Below are 17,777 nucleotides of genomic sequence, written 5' to 3'. Positions count from 1 at the left end.
CACAGTGACCGGCATCACGAAGCGCTTCGGAATGAACTTAAATAGTTGAGGGTTCAAGCATTTAGTTGCGCCTACTAACGCAACCCACACGAACCTCAGATTCCCAGGAGTAAACATGGCACGCATCGGCTACATCGTCGGTTCCATCTCATCCACCTCGATCAACCGCTCGGTCTTCGAGGCCCTCAAACTCAACTCCCCCGAGGGCGTTGAACTCACCGAGATCCCAATCGCCGAACTGCCGGTGTACTCCCCAGACTTCGATGCGAACTACCCGCAGACCGCCCGCGACTTCAAGGCTGAAATCGAGGCGGCGGACGCAGTCATCGTCTCGACCCCGCAGTACAACGACTCGTTCTCCGGCGCCGTCAAGAACGCCGTTGACTGGTCCTCGCGCCCCTGGGGACAACACTCATTCAGCGGCAAGCCCACCGCGGTTGCCACCGCATCAATCGCACCTCATGGCGGATCGAAGGCTGGCGGATTCCTCGCCGCCGTCCTTGAGTTCGGACAGGCCAAGGTGCTTGAGACCCAGTTGAACGTACACGTTGCCGAGGACACCTTCGACGAGTCCGGCAACTTCGCCTCCGTCGAACGACGCGCAGAGGCACGCGACTTCCTTACCGCCATCGCAAGCAACGCAGGCAACTAGTTCCACGCGTGAAAAGCGGCCTCCAGGCCGCTTTCCGACGAGGCCCTTCTTCCAGCACACGGTTGCGCTGGAAGAAGGGCCTTTCCGTTACCCGCGAAGCACCTTCAACCCACCCCTAACAGCCCGCTCCAGTGTGATGCGCGAGTCATCAAAATTACTTGATGCTTCAACTATTAAGGCGTAGGCTAGAGGCATGGATTGCTTGAAGCGTCAAGTAATTTCTCATTTCGCAACCGTCTTCGGTACGGAAGACATCGCAGTCAAGGAGACTCTCATGGCAAACTTCAGCATCATCGGTCAAGGCAATATGGGCCAAGCAATCGCTTCGGTACTCACAGATGGTGGCGCGGCAGTCGACTTCGTCTCCCGAGAAGCGACCACCATCAATGGCGACATTGTAGTTCTCGCCGTCCCATTTCCGGCTGTAGACGACATCGTCTCGCGTCTCGGCTCGCAGTTGGAAGGCAAGACAGTCGTTGACATCACCAACCCGCTCAACTTCGAAACCTTTGACTCGCTGGTAGTCCCGAGCGATGGTTCAGCGGCACAAGAGATCGCAGCCAAACTTCCCCAGTCCAAAGTGCTCAAGGCTTTTAACACCAACTTCGCTGCAACTTTGACGAACAAGTCTGTCGGTGAAGCGAAATCGGGTCTCTTCTCCAAGAAGGCTGAAAACGCAACCACAGTGCTCGTAGCAGGTGACGACACTGCCGCAAAGGACGCCCTGATCGGTGCCGTAACCGCTGGCGGCATCAACGCCATCGACGCAGGCTCACTTAAGCGCGCACGTGAACTCGAAGCTATCGGCTTCCTGCAACTCACCTTCGCCGTTTCTGAGAAAATCAACTGGACCGGTGGGTTCAACATGACCGCGTGATCCTGCTTGATTAAATCCTTACGACGATGCCCTCCTGCCAGCGCAAGCCACGCTGGCAGGAGGGCATCGTCGTCAATAGATATGTGTACGGATCTTACGAGCACACGAGATGTGGCTAGCTCACAGAACTGGCAGCCACACCCGCATAGTTGCCGGCCCACGGTTCCCCCACGAGTTGTACGGGCGCAGCGGGATGCTTATCTTACGTGGGGTCGCCCCCGAGGAGTCAGCCGAATACGGCCACGCCGAATCCTCGGGGACGGACACGAGGAAGTCCCCCACCAACAGGCCGTCCTCCCACCGCACATCACGCGTGAATGTCAGGACGTCAACATCCAGATCGTCGGGTAGATCAACCGACTCGACACAGTAAACCTGCGGGCCGACCTGCACGGCAACGCAACCACGGACCGCATCAATGCGTGGATCCGGTTCTAGGATGCGCGGCTGCGAGCCAAAGTCAACGTCGATGATCGTGCCCGGTGCACTCGCCTCCGTGAGAGTCACGTATCCAGACGTCACCGCCCAGGAATCGCCATTGACCGTGACGCGGGCATCCGCAGCCCAGCCCGGAACCCGAAGCTGCAGGTCCCAAACACCTCGCGATTCGGCGCCCACCTCAATCCGGAGGCGTCCGCGACGCGGAAACTCGCTGCGCACTCGCACCTGGGCACGTCCGCTCTCGCCGACACGGGTGTCGAGGATACCCGAAGGATACTGATGAATCTGTAGCGCGTTCTGAGAGGTCGTCGCCACGTAGGCGCCGAGCGACGCGATCGTGCGCGAGATGTTTGTGGGGCAGCATGAGACCTCGAACCAGGGAGCCCGCAATGAAGCGTGCGCGCGCGGGCTGATCTCGTCCGGGTGGGCCTCGTGTCCACGAACCCGCTGGTGCAGACTGTTCGTGTAGAAGAAGGCGTCACCAGAATCCGCGAGCGCCGTGGCCAACACGTTGAACAGCACGCGTTCGATGTGGTCGGCCTCCTGCGCCTGGCCGTCTGCAAGCAGGAGTCGCCACGCCACCATGATGGAACCGATTCCCGCGCAGGTCTCTGAGTATGCACGATCTGACGGAAGTTCGAAGTCCTCACCGAAGGCCTCATCCTGGTGGTGCGAGCCCATGCCGCCGGTGACGTAGGTGCGTCGTGCAAGAGCTCGATCCCACTGGTTGCGCACCGCCTCTGCAAGCCCGTGGTCGTTGGACTCGTGTGCCACATCGAGTGCGCCAGCAGACAGGTACATTGCGCGCACCGCGTGCCCTCGCATGCTGTCAGCCTCACGCACCGGCACATCGTCTTGGAAGTATGCACGCGAGAACTCAATATCGGCAAGACTCTGCTTGCCGTGCCTGTCTATGAAGAGCCTGGCCTGCTCGATGTACTTTCGTTCCCCCGTGGCACGGCCAAATTCCGCGAGCGCCACCTCGATCTCGGCGTGGCCACAGATTACGTCGAGACCGTCTGGACCGAAGGTCTCGCACACGTGGTCAGCCACCCGGCGGGCCACGGCGGTGAGTCGATCCTCGCCAAATGTGCGCAGGCGTGCCACGGCGGCTTGGATGAGGTGTCCGAAGCAGTAGAGTTCGTGACCCCACTCGAAGTCTGAGTAGCGCGGTTCAAGCCCCGGATGCCCGAACCTGGTGTTGAGGTAGCCATCCTCATCCTGAGCGGCCTCCAGTGTGCGGGCAATGGCCTCGATTCGCTCGTTGAGTGCGGGATCGCCGGTACGGCCATACTCCCAACTGAGCGCTTCCAGGTACTTGTATATCTCCGAGTCGGAGAACTCTCGACCCTTACGTTCCTGGGCGATGTTCCCCGAGACGACCAGCTCGAAGTTCTTGAGCCAGCCCGTACGCTCAAGCCACTTGTCGATGTGCGCGAGCGTCACCTCATGGTTGAGGTCTTGATAGTCCTTCCAGAAGCCCTCATCGATCGTGACATCGTTGAGGCTGACAGGCTTGAATCGAGCCTGCGAGGGTGCCACTGGAATACCTTTAACAGATTGCAACAAGGTGGACATTGGACACCTAGCCTTTCAAAGCACCAGACATAAAGCCGGCCACATATTGACGTTGGAGGACGAGGAAGAGGACAACACAGGGGATCGCGAGCACGGTGACGCCCGCTTGGGTGGCCCCGTAGTCGATGACGCCCATAACCTGCTGGCGCATGTTGACGAGCGCCAGTGGGAGTGGCTGGTTATCGCTTCCAAGAAGGTAGAGCGGGACCATGAAGTCGTTCCATGCCGCCAAGAAGGCGAACAGGCCAACCGTGATGAGTCCTGGTTTGACTGCGGGCAACAGGATTCGGAACAACGCTCCGAAGGTTCCGCAGCCATCCATGAGTGCGGACTCCTCAAGTTCCTTGGGAACCGACTCGAACGAAATGCGCATCATGAAGGTTGCAAACGGCAACTGGAACATGGCGAGGACAAGCGCCACGCCGACCAGGGTGTTGTTCAGACCCATCGCCTTGAGCGACACCATGAGCGGGATCAACAGCGTTGCGTACGGCACCATGAGGATCGAAAGCGTGAGCAGGAACAGCATGTTCTTTCCTGGGAACACGAAGCGTGCGAACGCGTAACCGCCGAACAGGGAGATCACGAGGGTGAACAGTACGGTCAGCACCGTGATGACGACCGAGTTCCAGGTGTAGGTACCGATTCCGAGTTGATAGTTGGCGAGGGTCTCGTAGTTGCCGAAACCCCAACCGTCCGTCTGGGCGGATCCGGCCTGGGGCGACACGGATGCGATGACGGTCCATACGAGCGGGGCCAGAAAGATGATTGCGAGACCCGCGGTGAGTACGTAGTAGGAGCTGGTGGGAAGCCAGCCGAAAGCCTTCTTCACTTCTCGACTCCTCAGTTCGCGTCCGGGTCCCGAAGGACCTTCATTTGGAAGATGTTGATGACGATCAGCGCCGCGAGCACGATGACTGAAAGCGCCGCCGCCATACCGAGATCCTTCTTGGACTCGAAGGCGATGTTGTAGATCAACTGGACAACCGTCATGGTGGAGGCGTCCGGTCCGCCCTTGGTCAGGATGTAGAACTGGTCGAATGCCAGAAGCGATCCGGTCACACACATGATCGTGGACAGCGCGATTGATGGCCGAAGCAGCGGGATCGTAATCCGCCGGAAGATGGTGAACGGTTTGGCGCCATCCATGCGGGCGGCCTCGTATACGTCATGCGGAATCCCCTGTAGGCCCACGAGCAGGAGCAGCATGTAGAACCCGGAGAAACGCCACACGATCAGGAACACGGTCGCCCACAGTGCGCCATCGGGTGTGCCGAGTATTGCGGAACTGCTATCCACGAGCCCAAGCGAGGACAGGATTGGATTGATCGGCCCGACCTGCGGTGAGTAGAGCGCATAGAACAGTAGCGATGCCGAGGCCAGTCCCAGTGCCGATGGCACGAGAATCGCGGTACGCAGCACTCCCTTCCATCGGGTGCTTTCCTGAACCAGCATGGCAAGACCAAGACCGAGCCCAATCAGCAGCACGGTCACGATCGCCGTGTACTTGAAGGTGAAGATGATCGATTGCCAGAACCAGCGGTGATCCACGACCTCCCTGAAGTTCTCTGGGAAGTTGGTGTCCTTCTGCCCGCCCAGCAGTGACCAGTCCGATCCGGACATCACGAAGACGAGGATGAGTGGGATCAGGAAGAAGATCACCACGAAGAGGGCGGTAGGGGTCGCATAGGCCATTCCGAGAAGGGCCCGCTTGTTGAACCGTTTATGTGGTCGAGAGGGGATTTTTCCCACTCGTCCAGCGAGTTCATTCGCTGTCTGCGCTGACATGAAAACTCCAAGGGCAAGGTGTGTCGTGAGCGGCCGTAAAGAGCCTGAAAGTGGGCGGCGCTCCGGCGTATGTCCGAAGCGCCGCCTGGATTGGTTACTGGCTGAGTACGTCGGTCAGCGCGTCGTTGTCAACATCCACTGTTGTTCCGTCGCCGAACGTGGCGTTGCGGAACAGGACCGTCCATGGTGAGCCGGGGGCGTTGAATCCCTCGGAGAAGTATGGGGCTACTGGGGTACGTCCGTGTGCCACGAGTTCGCTGAGCACTAGGGCGTTCGGGTCCGCTGAGGTGTATTCGTTGTTGAGCAAGGAGTTGCGGGTGACCACATCGCCTTCCTTGGCGACCACCTCAAGCTGGGTCTCCTCGGAGAGCATCCAGGACAGGAAGTGCCAGGCCTGAGCTACGTTCTTGGAGTCCTTCGAGATTCCCATCGCATCGCCGCCGAGGAAGGTGGACACCCCACCGTCAACACCGGGGATTCCGCCAACGCCTACGTCGATGCCCGCGTCCCTAGCGGTTGAGAGCATTGTGCTTGGGTACGCCATGACGCCGATCTTTCCCTCTTGGAATGGCGCGGTCCAGGTGGCACCGGTCTCTTCCTTGGAGCCGCTTCCAACAGCTCCGGCCTCATTCAGCTCGCGGTAGGTGTCGTACACAGCCTTGGCGGCGTCGCTTGCCATGAGCGAGGTGGTGCCGTCTTCGGAAATGACCTCTTCGCCAGATGCCCATACGTGTGGGAACCAGGTGAACACGAGGCAGCCACCGCAGTTGCCACCGTAGTAGGTTCCAGAGACGCCATCCTTGTTGAGGTTCTGGATTGCGAGCGCATGCTCCTTGAACTCTTGGAGGGTGGTCGGGCCTTTTTCTGGGTCCAGGCCAGCCTCACGGTACAGGTCCTTATTCCAGAAGAACGCGGAGGAGTCGATCACGAAGGGCACGGTGTGCTTCTTGCCATCGACTGTTCCAGCGTCAATGTGTCCAGATGAGATGTCATCCGCAAAGTCGAGGCCATCGATGTTGGCTGTGATGTCGGTGAACAATCCATTGCTCACCCAGTTTGGAAGGCGCACGACGTCACCGGCGAGCAGATCTGGCAGATCGCCATTTCCGGCAGCACCACCGATCTTTCCCTCCATGTCGTCGTTGGGGATGATCTCGAGCTTGACCTGGTTCTTGTGTGCGGCGTTGTAGGCAGCCACGAGGTTCTTGGCCTGACGTTCCAGTGGCGCACGGGTCCACATGGTCAATTCGGTGCCATCGTCTACGCCGGCTGCGGGCACCTCCGCGCCGCTAGGTTCTGCTGGCTTGTCGTCTCCGGACGAACACGCCGCGAGTGTCAGCGCGAGAGTGCTCGCGACAAAAGCAGCCGCGACCGCCTTGCCCCGACGCGCAAATGGTGAAGCCTTCACAGCATTCCTTCTTTCTCGTCATTGAGTTGATAGCCCGGGCCGAAGAAACTTCACTACCATGTGTGCTCCGTCGGATCTGGGCAGGGAATCGGCTTACTGAAACAAACCGAAATCGTTTTCTGAATCTATCCGAAAGCAGGACCGCACGTCAAGAGAGTCGTGGGAAATAATGGAGAACTCGCCCAATATCCCGCATAAATTCGCCGCTCGAAAATGATATCGTCGTCTTTAGGACATGCTAGGAGCACCGAAAAATGAACGAACCCGCGCTGTTGCCCAAGTCGCAGTCAACCCTCGCCGATGTTGCGCGCCTTGCAGGTGTTTCGGTTGCCACCGCCTCGAAGGCCCTCAACGACAAGCCACAGGTGCGCGCCGAAACCCGAGCTCGAGTGAAAGCCGCTGCCGAACAACTTTCGTTTTTGCCCAATATCCTTGCGCAGTCCCTGCATCAGCAACGTACGGGAACCGTTGGTCTGATAACCTCTGACCTCGAAGGACGTTTCTCGATTCCCATCCTCCTCGGGGCCGAAGACGCTTTCGGTGCAGGAGCTGTGTCGGTCTTCCTCTGCGACGCACGCGACGACGCTATCCGCGAACGTCACCACCTGCGTGCACTGCTTTCTCGCCGCGTTGACGGGATAATTGTGGTGGGTTCTCGTCCCGATCCACGACAGACCCTCGGGCGCAATATTGATGTGCCAGTCGTCTACGCCTATTCCCCGTCTCTCCACGAGAATGACTACTCGGTTGTAGTCGATAACTACGGAGCAGGCAGGATGGCGATCGAGCACCTCCTCGCGTGTGGTCGCACGAAAATCGCGCACATTACGGGTGATCCCTCCTACGGCGCGACCCACGAGCGTGCTGCAGGAGCCCGTGCCGCACTCAACGAAAACGGTCTCGACTTTGTTTCGGGGCATCCTCTTGAGGGAAGTTGGAGTGAATCATGGGGACGGGGCGCGGCACACATGCTCCTGAGCCAGGGCCACGACATCGACGGCATCTTCTGCGGAAGCGACCAGATCGCGCGAGGAGTACTCGACACGCTTCGCGAGGCCGGACGTAGGGTTCCAGAGGATATCGCCGTGATTGGGTTCGACAACTGGGAGGCATTTGCCGCCAACTCACGCCCGCAACTCACGAGCATCGACATGCAACTTGAGAAACTCGGGAACCTCGCCGCTCGCAAACTGTTCAGCATCCTTGACGGCGAGACTGCCCGCGGTATCGAGGCCCTGCCCTGCAAGCTCGTGTACCGCGAATCCACGGCTGCACTTTAACCACGCATTCCGGCGTGAGGCGTTCGGTAGAAATTCTCCAGATTGGCGACGAGTCCCTCCTCCCAGCGCATGGTTGCGCTGGAAGGAGGGACTCGTCGGCAATAAGCACAGCGAAACGAGACGGCACCGTGAGGCTGACCACCAATAGCGCCCGCCAGCCGCGGCGGACCGCATAATGGAGGACGTGTCTGCCCAGAATCCAACCGAACAGTACGCCCCACTCGACCCAGAGGCACTGACAATCGCGCTGCGTGTACTGGACGAGGCGAATGATCTTCCCACCGATCATCCAGACCGCGTGCAACTCATGCACGCGACCTCGAAACTGTTCAAAACCCTCAAAAAGGTTCGCCGGAACAACGCCAAGCAGAAGGTGCGTGCCGCCGACACAGCCGTCATAGAAGCCACGGCAACCGGTGCCTCTACCCGCCTCGACGATGAGACCGAGGGACTCGACCTCATCTCCCCCACCACGTCACGGTTCGCGGGGCAGTTGAGTCGTCCGCAGGCGTGCTACATCTGCAAGCGGCACTACGTGGATGTCGACTACTTCTATCACCAGTTGTGTCCGGAGTGTTCACTGCTGAATCACTCGAAACGAGATGCTCGCACCGATCTACGGGGCAAGCGCGCACTGTTGACCGGCGGGCGCGCGAAGATCGGCATGCACATAGCATTGCGGCTGCTACGCGACGGAGCATACCTGACCATCACAACCCGATTCCCCAACGATGCCGTACGCAGATTCAAGGCCATCGAGGACTCGTCGGACTGGATCGCCCGGCTCAAGATCGTAGGCATCGATCTACGCGACCCCGCGCAAGTCGTTGCGCTCGCCGACGAGGTTGCAAGCGACGGGTCACTGGACATCCTGATCAACAACGCCGCGCAGACGGTTCGACGCTCTGCCGGCGCCTATGCGCCGCTTGCTGAAGCTGAGTCTGCGCCACTCCCCTCCGGTGTACTTCCACAGGTCCTAAGACTGGGGCGTTCGTTCGATGCACACCCGGCCACCCTCGGAGGCCAGGTACAGGGTCGCATTGAGGGAGGAGATGTCGCGACCGATAGCGGTTCTGCTTCGACACCTCAGGCTGGGGCATCGCCAGTACGCGTATCACCCGCGGTCACCACCCCAGAACTCATCACCAAACTCGCGCTCAGTGCAGGATCAGCCTCGTTTGAGCGCATCGAAACCGGAACCGCAATCGACGCGGGTGGCCTGGTGCCAGATCTGGTGCACACGAACTCCTGGGTTCAGGGCGTCGACGAGATTGACCCACTCGAGTTACTCGAAGTTCAACTGTGCAACTCGACGGCACCGTTCATCCTGATCAGCCGTCTGCGTCCAGCCATGCGCGCGGCGGTCCAGGCAGGTGCGCGCCGAGCCTATGTCGTGAACGTCTCCGCAATGGAGGGTGTGTTCAATCGAGGCTACAAGGGACCAGGGCACCCACACACCAACATGGCAAAGGCGGCGCTCAACATGCTGACCCGCACGAGTGCCCGCGAGATGTTCGAGTCCGACTCGATCCTCATGACATCAGTGGACACCGGCTGGATCACGGATGAACGCCCGCACACCACCAAGGTCCGCCTTGCTCAGGAGGGCTTCCACGCGCCGCTCGATCTGATCGATGGGGCAGCGCGCGTGTACGACCCGATTGTGCGCGGTGAAGACGGTGAGGATCTGTTCGGTTGCTTCCTCAAGGATTACGCGCCGAGCAACTGGTAAGCCGACAAGGCAGGGCGTCCCTGTGAGAACTGGACGGCTCTGCGATCACGCAGGAACAGGTTGAAACTGGGAGTGTTCCCGTTCTATATGCTCGATGATCCGCACGTCTCCATCAAGCCAGTTGTATCCGCGGAGATTCGTAGGCTCCGCCCATTCGAGGAGATCATGTTCGACGAGAGGATGGGGTTCACCTTCTGTGATGCGGGCGTACCACAGGCGCATGATGTGGCGGTCGGTGATGATCCAGCCGCCGTTGTCTGGGCCGACGATCTCCTTGCCGAGTGCAACCTTTATGCCGAGTTCTTCATGCAGTTCACGGTGCAACGCTCGTTCGGGGCTTTCGCCTGACTCGACTTTGCCTCCTGGGAACTCCCACCGTCCGGCAATCTGAGCCGGCTTCGATCGACGTGCTGCGAGCATGCGGGTTGGGGTTTCGAGGTCATCAACAAGTGCTGCTGCAACAACGAGTCTGAGTTCTGTCATGTCTTAACTCCTTTTCGTTGTTTTGTTACTGCTGGTATAAAGCGTGGTCGGGCTAATTTTATTCCGGCAGTCGGTCATAGGCGCGGATAATTCGATGGGACTAAATTGGCCCGCCGGGCCAGACAAAACCTGATGACACTCCTGTCCGCTGGGCTGTTTTGGGTCCGGGTATACGTACTTTGTGTGTGCACCCGGATCTTTTTGGCCCCATCGAGTCCAGCATCATCCACCGACAGATCCGAACCGGCCAGGCCCACTCGCCCCTAACCCCGTTTGGGTCTACAACCCCAGAACCACCCCTGAGAAAACACAAGGGCCGCGCTCATCCTAGAACGCGGCCCTTGAGAAGTGTGTGGAACGAATCAGGCTTGAATACCTGCTTCGCGTGCCCAGCGGACAGCGTCTGCTCGAGTGGATACGCCGATCTTACGGTAGACCGAACGCACCTGAGATTTGACAGTGTTGCGGGTGACGAAAAGCTTTGCAGCGATCTGCTCGAGCGTTGCCTCTTCGGAAAGGTTTGCAAGCACTACGCGCTCGCGCCTTGTCAGGTCCTTGACCTCTACTGCTTGCTCAAGTGTGTCAGTGGTGCTCATTGTTCCTCCATCTGTTTGCCGGCGCTCGGTGATGCGGCCGAGCCCCCCGCCGGTTTGGTTCTCCCACTTGATGAGAGTGCCCCTATGAAGAATCATTACGCAGAAACTCGGAGCTTTCCCTGAGATATTTCGTAATGGAACCGGAGAGCGCCTGATTTGCCCAATTTTGGGGTGATTTTTACAAGACAGGCAAGGTTAAATGTGATCTAAATCACACGTACGTAGTCGGGTTGAGAACGCCGACCAACACACTACGGGTACACACGTAGGCTCTTGTTCCCATGGGATCCCGCCACAGGAATGCTAAGCGCTGGCTTCGCGTTCAAGGTGCTCAACGAGGCCGGCAACCGCTGCCTCAACCTGTTCCAAGCACACCTCGAAGTCTCTCATCCCGCCATACCAGGGATCATCGACATCGAGGACGTGCTCGGGATTTTCATCCAACGAGGGAGCGGCGGGATCGAAGGTACGAAACATCTGGATCACACCACCATCAGCCCCCGCTCGTTCCGCAAGCCTGCGCGCCGCGGAAGCATGACGCGCGGTCATCACCAGGACCAGGTCGCGTTCTGCGAGCATCGCACCAGAAAGCTGTCGGGCAGTATGTGTGTCAAGGGCGGCATCGCCATATCCAGCCTCAACCAGGACCTTGCGCGCCCGGCGATCAAGACCGTTGCCGACTTCCTCATTCGAGATTCCGGTTGAATCGACCTGAACCAGCCCTTCAAGGCCTTTCTCGCGCAACTTCTCACGCAGCACGATCTCCGCCATGGGGGAACGGCAGATGTTTCCCGTGCACACCATCATGACCTTAAACACTTCAGGGCTCCTTAGCTTGACTGATCAATGCTGCCACGATTGGAGGGACAGGGGTGCGCCTCGCATCGTAGGTAATAATCACTCAAACACAAGCGCGACCTTCTCGCCCAGCGTATTGATTCGCCAGGAGCCATTCACCTCGATCTCGCGCTGCTCATCCCAGATCGGTTCGTCGTCTGATCCTGCCCACACCTGGGCACCGCCGAATATCCCACCACGCCACGCATACGTATAGTCCAGCACGAACGTACCCGAGAAGTTCAGCCGTGCGCCGTCCTCCGCAAGGACAAACCGCAGGGAGTCCGTCGTCCATCGGAACTCAGAGACCTGATCCGCACTCACTCCCAATTCCTCGACGCGGTTGGGGCACCCGAGTTCGCTGAGTTCATTCATGCAGTCACGCAGATGGTCCTGTGCCACCTCCCGAGCGTCTTGAAGGAGCAGCTCACTTGGGCGCTCACTGAACGAGACGACGATTGGCCGATTCGGCTCCGCAGCCACCACGAGATCCTGCGCCTCGCCAAAGTCCGCATACCTCGCCGAGTGGGAGACCTCAAACGAATACGTTCCTGGGAACAGCGAGACCACGGTTCCCTCGCGCGAATCGGTGGCCCGAACGTACGTGCCACTGTCACTGATGTCGATCTGCGCAACTGAGTCATGGATGCTTGAGGACTGGACAGTGAGCGCAACCGGCACGGACAGTCCCTTGGTGATGCGCCATTGCGGCACCAGGCCGAACGGGCCTGCTTCATCGCGCACCAGTGAGATCGAACTGCGCTTGGTTCCATCCATGTCGCGCCAGGTGACCGACACGGTTGCAGTGTCGCCTTCCTTCTTGAGCATGCCGAGCGTGTATTCCGTCGGACGCCCTGTGATATCACGGTAGGTGGCGTCGGTGAGGATCGGCAGCCCCTTGTGTGGTTCAAGCTCATAGGCGCTCTCTGCACGCCCCTCCGCGAGTGCGGTGACGTACCGATCGGCAACATGCTGCGCGGTGAGGGCAGGGCCGTATTGGGTGTGACTCTGCCAAATGACGACCCCGAATGCGAGCAACACAGTCACGGTTAACATGCCAAGCAGCGCTCGTAGGCGCTGGCTCTCGGGGTCGAGACGGCTGTGACGCGCCCGGCTGACCCGAGCCGAAGGGGCTGTTGTGACGGCTGGGTCCTCAATAACGACTGGAACCTGCTGTGGTACGGGTGGCGGGGGTACCGGTGCAGAGGCGGGTGGCGGCGGGACTGGAGGCGTGCTCCTCAGGGCAGACTGTGCGCCTGCGGCCCGTGGGGCATCCTGCGCTGGGAGGGCGCGCTCATCCTGCATCGGCTCAGGCGTGCGTGCTTGTCCGCCGTGCTGCGGCGTGTTCGCGGCGGCGGGGGCTGGCTCGGTTGTTGTATCCGTCCTGATGAGGTCTGCAGCGGTCACGGCGCGCATCTGCATCGTTGGCGCGCTCTCGGTCTCCGCTGGACTCGCTGGCTGCTTTGCCTCGCCGTTGATCGCGCGACGAGCCGCTTCGCGCAGCGCGCGATTTCCCGGTACGTGTTGGATGGTGGTCCGTCGCGTGGCGCGCTGCCGTGGTTGGCGCAACACCGAACGCGACGGCACATAAGAACTCACGAGCCGAACTGTCTCCTCGATGACACCATCAAAGGCGAATCGGTCAACGATCCGCGGTGAACTGGTCTCCACCGTGGAGACATACGCTTTGCGCACGGGTGGGACCGCGCCAGCGTCCGTTGGGTGCGTCCCCGTGACCTCCCACTTGATTGCCGACGAGTCCCCGCCCCTACCCTCGTCCTCCGTCTGGTGGGTGGCAGGTTGAGTGACGCCCTGCTGCCTGACTGCTCCCAGGTTGGCCGAGGTCGCCTCGGGGGGAGGCGGCGGAACCGGGGCGTTGCGGTTCGCGCTGCTGCGTGCGAGTGTCATGCTCGGAGCAGTGCGTGTGAGCCGTTCCTGACGCTGTTTGCGCACTCGTTCGAGTGTCTTGCGGTTGATGGTGAGCGTTGAGGCACCGATTTGGGCATCCGCGACTGGTCGTTGCGGTTCAACCGGCGGTTCGGTGTATTGCGCTGGCACTGCCGGAGGGGCCCACGGTGATTGGTCCATGGCTGACAGGACCGGAACGTTGCGCGGTGGCACCAACTCGTCGCGGCGGGACAAGGTCGTGTCATCCGTTGCATGGCCATAGTGCCAACCCGAACGCTGTGGATTCTTGTCGCCCTCGACCAATATCCTGCTTGATGTTTTCGCGCGCGGGACAGCACGTGATGGGTCAGAAGGCTGCGAAGGCGACGCAACTCTCACGTGCATGAGGGCTCCTGGGGATACGCGTGAAGTGTGTTCGGTGAACTTCACCCCCTACGGTGCGTTAGCGCAGGTTATAGATCAAGAGCAAGGGCATGGGAACAACCACCCATATGGGAAGATTTTTCATGAAAAGGCAAGTAATTCAGCCACAATACTTCAGCCGATGTGACGGACACTACTCCCCTAAACCCCAAGACTCCCCGCCATTTGATGGTCCCAAGATCTTCGTTCGCTACCTCGCACCTTCCTCCGCCTTCCGTCGTTGCGGCGCTGTCGGCGGTGTTCTGGTTTTGTTTGGCAACAGTGCCGACAGACCCGAAACATAGCGTGAGGTTGGGTGAAGCAAAACGAGAGTGGAGCACTCAGCGCAACCAATTCGTCGCCAATCCGAACCAGTGGAGTGCTCAGTCCTACAGATGACTCGGTGGGACGAAATTACTCCAACCACCCCAGTAAGAACTACGCACCCGGAACAGAAAAGGCCCACCGACATTGGCGAGTTCCAAGGGTCGTTGCAACACCCTGAGCAATCAGGAGCCACAACGACCGTTGGAACCCGCCTACCGACATTCCGGAACCTGGTTCTCTGACACGCATGTCACCAAATGGAACCCGTAAACGAAAAGCACGACCCCGGCCATCCGAGATCGTGCTTTGTACCGTGCGTGTGGGGGGACTTGAACCCCCACGCCCTTGCGGGCACTGGCACCTGAAGCCAGCGCGTCTGCCATTCCGCCACACACGCGAACGAGTAAAACTGTACCACGCAATTCCTGCACACTTTACATCGTGATACTTCACTACGGCACAGATAACATTACGTGTGGCCTTTCTTTGGCCTAATCCAGCGGTTCTACTTAGTGTCTAAGGTGGAAACACCGTAGTCTTTGATCTACGTTGCAGTTGTTTACAGCGCTGACGTGTGAGGGTTCACACTCCCAGCGCTTAAAAAGATGCAGTTACTCAGCAGGACCGCGAATGAGAGCGAAAGGAGGTACCGTGGGTTTCCTCGACAAGTTTGAACAAAGCGTGGAACGCGCCGTGAACAGCACGTTCTCGAAGGTATTCCGCAGCGAAATCAAGCCGGTAGACCTCGCGAGCGCCCTACGCCGCGAAGTCGACGACCGAGCAGCATCCGTGGACCGCACCCGCACCGTCGTGCCCAACGACTTCACCATCGAACTGTCCGAAGCGGACTTCGCACAGATCGAAAGCTGGGGTGCCGAGACCCTTGCAGATGAACTCGCAATCAATGTCACCGACTATGCGGCATCACAGCACTACGCATTCGTAGGCCCCGTCGTAGTCAGTTTTGAACTGGTGGACACGCTCGACGCAGGCCGATTCCAAATACGTTCGGCATCCGTGCGCGGCAATGTGGCACCCGCAACCACAAACACTCCGAGTTCCCGGCACCCGCTGCTCGACATCGACGGGCAACGCTACCTGCTGACCGGCCCCGTCACCGTGATCGGACGCGGCACCGAGGCGGACATCGTGGTCGATGACCCTGGCGTCTCGCGTAAGCACCTCGAAATCAAGGTGACCTCAAACGGCGTGATCGCAACCGACCTCGGCTCCACCAACGGACTGTACGTTGAAGGACATCAGGTACCGGCCGCCACCCTTCTCGACGGAAATTCTTTGACAATCGGCCGCACCCGGATCATGTTCTGGACCGGAGTTGCCGATGACACACAGCGTGGAGATTGGTGATTCACCCAACATGAGCGCACTCGCGATGACCCTCTTTAGGTTCGGATTCCTGGTACTTCTGTGGGCATTCGTCTATTTTGTGGTGCGCGTTTTGAAGAGTGACCTCTACGGCACACGGCTCGATGCCTCCGTTAGGCAACAGGCACCGATTGCTCGTGTGCAAGACCCCATCGACCCGATTCCAGCCGTACGTGCGCAACGTCCCGTGCGCCTGGTGGTGGTTGAGGGGCCGCTCCTTGGCACGTCCATCCCGCTCGCGTCCTCCGCGATCCTGATTGGGCGGTCGCCAAGTTGCACGCTTGTTCTTGACGATGACTATTCATCCTCGCGTCACGCCCGCATCTTCCCGCAGGGCGACAACTGGCTCGTGGAAGACCTCGGCTCGACTAATGGCACGTTCGTGGATGGCGAGCGAATCCACCAACCCACGAATGTTCCAATTGGCATACCCGTGCGGGTCGGCCAAAGCACCATCGAGTTGCAGAGGTGAACTCGTGACAATCGGTATCCGGTTCTCCACGCGGTCTGACGTGGGCTTGGTTCGTGCAAACAACCAGGACTCCGCGTTCGCGGGCGAACAACTCCTGCTCGTTGCCGATGGCATGGGCGGGCATGCGGGCGGAGAGGTGGCCTCAGCGCTCTGCGTGGCGTCCATGGCACCACTCAACAATGAGACCTTCTCCACGTCGGACATGCTCGAACGACTCGGAGACGCAGTCGAGCGAGCACGCATTGACCTGGTTCAACAGGCCCGCTCCCACATCACGCTCTCCGGTATGGGAACGACCGTGACAGCGCTGCTCCTCTGTGAGAACAAGCTCGCGATGGCGCACATGGGCGACTCGCGCGGATACCTTCTGCGTGACGGTCAGCTCACCCAGGTCACAAAGGACCACACGTTCGTCCAACACCTCGTGGACACCGGGAAGATCACTCCCGAGGAGGCAGAGACCCATCCGCAGCGCTCCGTCGTGATGCGGGTGCTCGGCGACTTCGAACTCGACCTGATCCCCGACCTTTCGATCCGCGAGGCCCGCCCAGGAGATCGCTGGCTCCTGTGCTCGGACGGCCTGAGTGGATTCGTTCGCTTTGAGACGCTTGAGCAGACGCTCCGCGATGTCGCGGATATCGAGCTCTGCTCCGAATACCTCATCCAGCTCGCACTGCGCGGCGGTGGAAGCGACAACATCACCTGCATCGTCGCGGATGTCGTGGAACTCGATGATGACGCGACCAACGTCATCCCCACGCAGAGCGGACCCGAACGCAAACAGGCCATCGCCACCGCGGTTGGCTCCGTGGCCCTCGGTGACGATGTTCCGGTCATGATCGACCAGGCGTCCACGCTCTCCGACTCCTCAAAGTTGCTCGTGGGCGCGAACGAACGCGTCAACACCGTCATCGCCCAAGCCATCGCGCGTAAGTCCGGCGAGCCGATCAGCGAGCCACAGCCGCAGACCGGAAGTCTCGTCCTACCAGCGCAATCCAACGACGAAACCTCACAAGACAGCGCATCGGGTCCTGCCTCCAGTGTCGCTCCCATCAACGATGACGATGAAGAGGTTCTTGCCGCAATCTCCTCCGGGGCCGCAGCCGAACCCAAGAGGCGCAGTTTCTGGCGGGGCCTCGTGAACACCTGTCTGTCTCTCCTCCTGCTTGGAGGGCTCGGATACGGCGCCTACTACTGGGGTTCACAGCAGTACTTCGTCGGCGTCCATGACGGCAAGATCGCGATCTTCAACGGCTTCCCGCAGTCGGTCGGCCCAGTTCATCTGTCTTCGGTGATCGAGAGTTCAGTTCTTGACCCGGATGATCTTGATCCGTATATGAGCCGCCAGATCTACTCCACGATCCGCGCGACGTCACTCAACGATGCCCGCGCTCGCATCGAACACTTCGGAACTGAGATCGCCGACCAGGCCAAGCAGGACAAACTTGCTGAGCAGGAAAAGGCACAGGAAGACGCACAGCAGGAGGATCCTGACTCCTCGGACAATGCCACGGACATCTCAGTCACCCCCAATGAGACTGAGACACCCAGCACCGATCCAACCGAAACCCCATCCCCAGACGTAACCGACCCTGCATCCTGACCAAGAT

General features: G+C 59.7%; 15 protein-coding genes and 1 tRNA gene. 7 read left to right on the top strand and 9 right to left on the bottom strand.

The window, feature by feature from the left end:
- Positions 1-115: 115 nt before the first annotated feature.
- Complete coding sequence (locus ACFSYH_RS09520) at positions 116-652, top strand: NADPH-dependent FMN reductase (RefSeq protein WP_377466692.1); 537 nt, start codon at positions 116-118, stop codon at positions 650-652.
- A gap of 274 nt (positions 653-926) precedes the next feature.
- Entirely contained in the window at positions 927-1,529 is a 603-nt protein-coding gene (locus ACFSYH_RS09515; RefSeq protein ID WP_377466691.1) for an NADPH-dependent F420 reductase, read from the top strand.
- Positions 1,530-1,649: 120 nt separating this feature from the next.
- Here ACFSYH_RS09515 and ACFSYH_RS09510 read toward each other — a convergent pair whose 3' ends face one another.
- The 4 genes from ACFSYH_RS09510 to ACFSYH_RS09495 all read right to left on the bottom strand — a co-directional run bounded on the left by ACFSYH_RS09510 (position 1,650) and on the right by ACFSYH_RS09495 (position 6,744).
- Positions 1,650-3,548 carry a glycoside hydrolase family 127 protein gene (locus tag ACFSYH_RS09510; protein ID WP_377466690.1) on the bottom strand — a complete coding sequence of 633 codons (1,899 nt, stop codon included), beginning with the start codon at positions 3,546-3,548 and terminating at the stop codon, positions 1,650-1,652.
- A gap of 7 nt (positions 3,549-3,555) precedes the next feature.
- Entirely contained in the window at positions 3,556-4,380 is an 825-nt protein-coding gene (locus ACFSYH_RS09505) for a carbohydrate ABC transporter permease (RefSeq protein ID WP_377466689.1), read from the bottom strand.
- An 11-nt stretch (positions 4,381-4,391) separates the two neighbouring features.
- Positions 4,392-5,336: a carbohydrate ABC transporter permease gene (locus tag ACFSYH_RS09500; RefSeq protein WP_377466688.1), complete on the bottom strand. Its 945-nt coding sequence runs from the start codon at positions 5,334-5,336 to the stop codon at positions 4,392-4,394.
- Positions 5,337-5,430: 94 nt separating this feature from the next.
- Positions 5,431-6,744, bottom strand: a complete 1,314-nt coding sequence (locus ACFSYH_RS09495; protein ID WP_377466687.1) for an ABC transporter substrate-binding protein — start codon at positions 6,742-6,744, stop codon at positions 5,431-5,433.
- A 254-nt stretch (positions 6,745-6,998) separates the two neighbouring features.
- Between ACFSYH_RS09495 and ACFSYH_RS09490 the strand changes: the two genes are divergently transcribed.
- Positions 6,999-8,024 (top strand): LacI family DNA-binding transcriptional regulator, encoded by a 1,026-nt coding sequence (locus ACFSYH_RS09490; protein WP_377466686.1) that lies wholly within the window; start codon positions 6,999-7,001, stop codon positions 8,022-8,024.
- Between the two features lie 175 nt (positions 8,025-8,199).
- Positions 8,200-9,756, top strand: coding sequence for an SDR family NAD(P)-dependent oxidoreductase (locus ACFSYH_RS09485; protein ID WP_377466684.1), 1,557 nt, complete (start codon positions 8,200-8,202; stop codon positions 9,754-9,756).
- Positions 9,757-9,801: 45 nt separating this feature from the next.
- On the opposite strand, the gene ACFSYH_RS09480 is transcribed toward ACFSYH_RS09485, so the two are convergent.
- From ACFSYH_RS09480 to ACFSYH_RS09460, 5 genes are all read right to left on the bottom strand, one after another.
- Complete coding sequence (locus ACFSYH_RS09480) at positions 9,802-10,239, bottom strand: (deoxy)nucleoside triphosphate pyrophosphohydrolase (protein WP_377466683.1); 438 nt, start codon at positions 10,237-10,239, stop codon at positions 9,802-9,804.
- A 362-nt stretch (positions 10,240-10,601) separates the two neighbouring features.
- On the bottom strand, positions 10,602-10,835 hold the full coding sequence (locus tag ACFSYH_RS09475) for a LuxR C-terminal-related transcriptional regulator (RefSeq protein WP_377466682.1): 234 nt from the start codon (positions 10,833-10,835) through the stop codon (positions 10,602-10,604).
- 303 nt (positions 10,836-11,138) lie between these two features.
- On the bottom strand, positions 11,139-11,654 hold the full coding sequence (locus tag ACFSYH_RS09470) for a low molecular weight protein-tyrosine-phosphatase (protein WP_377466681.1): 516 nt from the start codon (positions 11,652-11,654) through the stop codon (positions 11,139-11,141).
- A 78-nt stretch (positions 11,655-11,732) separates the two neighbouring features.
- Positions 11,733-13,964, bottom strand: coding sequence for a hypothetical protein (locus tag ACFSYH_RS09465; RefSeq protein ID WP_377466680.1), 2,232 nt, complete (start codon positions 13,962-13,964; stop codon positions 11,733-11,735).
- A 659-nt stretch (positions 13,965-14,623) separates the two neighbouring features.
- Positions 14,624-14,706: transfer RNA gene (locus ACFSYH_RS09460), tRNA-Leu, on the bottom strand.
- 254 nt (positions 14,707-14,960) lie between these two features.
- Here ACFSYH_RS09460 and ACFSYH_RS09455 point away from each other — a divergent pair.
- From ACFSYH_RS09455 to ACFSYH_RS09445, 3 genes are read left to right on the top strand one after another with little or no spacing between them, the layout of a single operon-like run.
- Positions 14,961-15,677, top strand: a complete 717-nt coding sequence (locus ACFSYH_RS09455; RefSeq protein WP_377466679.1) for an FhaA domain-containing protein — start codon at positions 14,961-14,963, stop codon at positions 15,675-15,677.
- A 10-nt stretch (positions 15,678-15,687) separates the two neighbouring features.
- Positions 15,688-16,167 (top strand): FHA domain-containing protein FhaB/FipA, encoded by a 480-nt coding sequence (locus ACFSYH_RS09450; protein ID WP_377466678.1) that lies wholly within the window; start codon positions 15,688-15,690, stop codon positions 16,165-16,167.
- Positions 16,168-16,171: 4 nt separating this feature from the next.
- Entirely contained in the window at positions 16,172-17,770 is a 1,599-nt protein-coding gene (locus ACFSYH_RS09445) for a PP2C family protein-serine/threonine phosphatase (protein WP_377466677.1), read from the top strand.
- Positions 17,771-17,777 lie beyond the last annotated feature (7 nt).

The sequence above is a fragment of the Populibacterium corticicola genome, from assembly GCF_042683685.1.
Classification (GTDB): Bacteria; Actinomycetota; Actinomycetes; order Actinomycetales; family Cellulomonadaceae; genus Timonella; species Timonella corticicola.
This window is presented reverse-complemented; position numbering and strand designations above follow the sequence as displayed.